This is a genomic window from Streptomyces sp. NRRL S-1813, from assembly GCF_000719605.1.
Lineage (GTDB): Bacteria > Actinomycetota > Actinomycetes > Streptomycetales > Streptomycetaceae > Streptomyces > Streptomyces decoyicus.
Map to the genome: position 1 here is coordinate 1 of NZ_JOHB01000078.1, position 2,580 is coordinate 2,580.

Here is a 2,580-nt window from a genome sequence, read left to right on the forward strand (position 1 = left end):
CAGCCCTCCAGCTGCTGGAAGTCCTCCATCGACGGGTCCTGGGCTTGGAGCATGGTGCCCATCGCACCGTCGGCGACCACCACCCGCGAGGCCAGAGCCGCACGCAGCGATGCGACGCGGGCGGTCATGAGCGTGCCCCCAGCCACGGGGTGAACAGCCGTGCGGCGGTGGGCCCGTAGGCCGTGGTGAGGTCCGCGAGCAGGCCGGCGGGCCGGGCGTCGTACTCCTGCGGGCCCGTCGTGCGCAGCGCGGCGGTGGCCAGCGCGCAGCCCAGTTGCGCCGCGGCCGCCGGCTCCAGGCCGTGGCTCGTCGCGGCGAGGAAACCGGCGCGGAAGGCGTCGCCCGCACCGGTCGGATCGGCGGTCGTCCCGGCCGGAACGGCGGGCACCCGGCACGGCTGCGCGCCGTCCTGGTCGAGCCGTACGCCGTCCGCACCGAGTGTGGTGACCCAGGTCCCGACGCGTCGCAGCACGTCCTGGCGCTGCCATCCGGTGCGTTCCAGGAGGAGGGCGGCCTCGTACTCATTGGTGAACAGCCAGCGCGCGCCGTCCACGAGGTCCCTGACCTGGCCCCCGTCCAGGCTGGCCAGTTGCTGGGAGGGGTCGGCGGCGAAGGGAATGCCCGCGGCGCGGCACTCGGAGGTGTGCCGCAGCATCGCCTCGGGGTCGTTCGGGGAGACGAGCACCAGGTCGAGGCCGCCCGTGTGCCGGACGACCTGCGGGATGCCGAGGTCCCTGGCCTCCGTCATGGCGCCCGCGTAGAAGGCGGCGATCTGGTTCATGTCCCGGTCGGTCAGGCTGAGGAAGCGAGCCGTCTGCCGGGTCGCGGAGACATGGACGACGTCGGTGTCGACCCCGTGCTCCTTGAGCCAGACCCGGTACTCCGCGAAATCGTCGCCCACGGCACCGACCAGCACGGGGCTGAGCCCCAGCACACCGAGGCCGTACGCGATGTTGGCGGCGACCCCGCCGCGGCGGACGTCCAGGGCGTCGACGAGGAAGGAGAGCGAGAGCTTGTCCAGCTGGTCGGGCAGGAGCTGGTCGGCGAACCTTCCGGGGAAGGCCATGAGGTGGTCGGTGGCGATGGAGCCGCTGACGGCGATGCGCATCTCAGACTCCTGCGGCCTTGCGCAGGGCGTCCACCCGGTCGGTGCGCTCCCAGGTGAACTCCGGCAGCTCCCGGCCGAAGTGGCCGTAGGCGGCGGTCCGGGCGTAGATGGGGCGGAGCAGGTCGAGGTCACGGATGAGGGAGGCCGGACGGAGGTCGAAGACCTCGGCAACGGCCTTCTCGATCCGGTCGACGGCCACCGTCGCGGTGCCGAAGGTCTCGACGAAGAGACCGACGGGCTGCGCCTTGCCGATGGCGTAGGCCACCTGGACCTCGCAGCGGCGGGCCAGTCCGGCGGCGACCACGTTCTTGGCCACCCAGCGCATCGCATAGGCCGCGGAGCGGTCGACCTTGGACGGGTCCTTGCCCGAGAAGGCGCCGCCGCCGTGCCGGGCCATGCCGCCGTACGTATCGATGATGATCTTCCGGCCGGTGAGGCCCGCGTCGCCCATGGGGCCGCCGACCTCGAAGCGGCCGGTCGGATTGACCAGCAGCCGGTAGCCGTCGGTGTCCAGCTTGATCCCGTCGTCGGCCAGCTGCCCGAGGACGTGCTCGACGACGAACTCGCGGATATCGGGGGCCAGCAGGGCCTTCAGGTCGATGTCGGAGGCGTGCTGGGACGAGACCACGACCGTGTCCAGGCGGGTCGGCTGGTTACCGAGGTACTCGATGGTGACCTGGGTCTTGCCGTCCGGGCGCAGGTAGGGAACGGTGCCGTCCTTACGGACCTCCGTCAGCCGCTGGGCGAGCCGGTGGGCCAGCTGTATCGGCAGCGGCATCAACTCCGGGGTGTCGTCGCAGGCATAGCCGAACATCAGGCCCTGGTCGCCGGCGCCCTGGGCGTCGAGTGCGTCGCCGGCTTCGGCGGCGTCGTCCGCCACCCGCTTCACGTACGCGGTGTCGACGCCCTGCGCGATGTCGGGGGACTGGGCGCCCAGGGAGACGGAGACGCCGCAGGAGGCTCCGTCGAAGCCCTTGGCGGACGAGTCGTAGCCGATGTCGAGGATCTTCTCGCGGACGAGGGCGGCGATCGGCGCATAGGCGGTCGTGGTCACCTCACCGGCGAGGTGCACCTGCCCGGTGGTGATGAGGGTTTCGACGGCCACCCGGGAAGCCGGGTCCACCGCCAGCAGCGCGTCGAGCACGGTGTCGCTGATCTGGTCGGCGATCTTGTCGGGGTGGCCCTCGGTCACGGACTCCGAGGTGAACAGGCGGCGGGACATGTGCACTCCTGGTGTCGGCGGTTCCGGGGGTGGTCAGTAGCGGTAGTGGTCGGGCTTGTACGGGCCCTCGACCTGGACGCCGATGTAGGCGGCCTGCTCGGGGCGCAGTTCGGTGAGCTTGACGCCGAGCGAGTGAAGGTGGAGGCGGGCGACCTTCTCGTCGAGGTGCTTGGGCAGCACGTAGACGTCGGTGGGGTACTCGGCGGGCTTGGTGAACAGCTCGATCTGGGCCAGCGTCTGGTCCGCGAAC

3 protein-coding genes are annotated in these 2,580 nt (G+C 71.4%); all 3 read right to left on the reverse strand.

The genetic code is table 11. From position 1 onward, the window contains the following. Positions 1–124: 124 nt before the first annotated feature. Positions 125–1,108 (reverse strand): carbohydrate kinase family protein, encoded by a 984-nt coding sequence (locus IF67_RS0138345; RefSeq protein WP_030993662.1) that lies wholly within the window; start codon positions 1,106–1,108, stop codon positions 125–127. A gap of 1 nt (position 1,109) precedes the next feature. Continuing rightward, positions 1,110–2,330, reverse strand: a complete 1,221-nt coding sequence (metK, locus tag IF67_RS0138350) for a methionine adenosyltransferase (RefSeq protein WP_030993663.1) — start codon at positions 2,328–2,330, stop codon at positions 1,110–1,112. A 33-nt stretch (positions 2,331–2,363) separates the two neighbouring features. Beyond that, on the reverse strand, positions 2,364–2,580 hold a 217-nt coding region (locus IF67_RS40040; RefSeq protein ID WP_037840424.1), incomplete at its 5' end, for an adenosylhomocysteinase.

What these genes read in the sequence shown, in the direction of transcription:
- IF67_RS0138345 (WP_030993662.1), bottom strand. Translation starts at nt 1,108, where the DNA reads ATGCGCATCGCCGTCAGCGGCTCCATCGCCACCGACCACCTCATGGCC.
- metK (WP_030993663.1), bottom strand. Translation starts at nt 2,330, where the DNA reads ATGTCCCGCCGCCTGTTCACCTCGGAGTCCGTGACCGAGGGCCACCCC.